Source organism: Actinospica durhamensis (assembly GCF_018139695.1).
GTDB lineage: Bacteria > Actinomycetota > Actinomycetes > Streptomycetales > Catenulisporaceae > Actinospica > Actinospica durhamensis.
The window spans coordinates 1-498 of record NZ_JAGSOG010000703.1; the positions used below are offsets into that span (position 1 = coordinate 1).

Below are 498 nucleotides of genomic sequence, written 5' to 3' on the forward strand. Positions count from 1 at the left end.
CCGTCGCCGCCCTCGACCCGGCGGAATTCGCCCCCGACGAATTCGCCTTCCACGGCCTCGAGCTCTACACCTGGAGCCCCGGCGGCGTGCACACCAGCAAGTTCACCCAGCCCTTCCTCAAGCGCAAACTCGCCGCCCCCGTCGCGACCGGACGCAACTGGACCACCGTGCTGCGCCTGCGGGAACTGTCCGCGGACTAGCTGCAAGCGCCGGTGCCGGCGTCGGCTCGGTTTCGATCATTCGCCCAACCTCACGGCGCCTCGACGCGGCGGGAAGAGCAGATCCGCGATCTCCTCCCCCGTGCGTCCCGCGCAGGTGAACACGTAGACGCGGAACGGCAGCCCCGCTGCCTCGATGACCGCGGCTATCTCCCGCCAGGCACACCGGATCTCGGGGGCGACGAGCATCGCGTAGCCCTGGGCGTCGAGAAAGTGCAGCGACCCGGTCCGGACATAGGCGTCGGGCTCGTCCTGCGGCCTGCGCGGATCCCGCCCGGCC

2 pseudogenes are annotated in these 498 nt (G+C 70.9%); one reads left to right on the forward strand and one right to left on the reverse strand.

Annotated features, from left to right (window positions below):
- Positions 1-200: pseudogene (locus tag KDL01_RS41800) on the forward strand (DUF1697 domain-containing protein); the annotation flags it as partial.
- A 36-nt stretch (positions 201-236) separates the two neighbouring features.
- On the opposite strand, the pseudogene KDL01_RS41805 reads toward KDL01_RS41800, so the two are convergent.
- Positions 237-498, reverse strand: a pseudogene (locus KDL01_RS41805) (hypothetical protein); the annotation flags it as partial.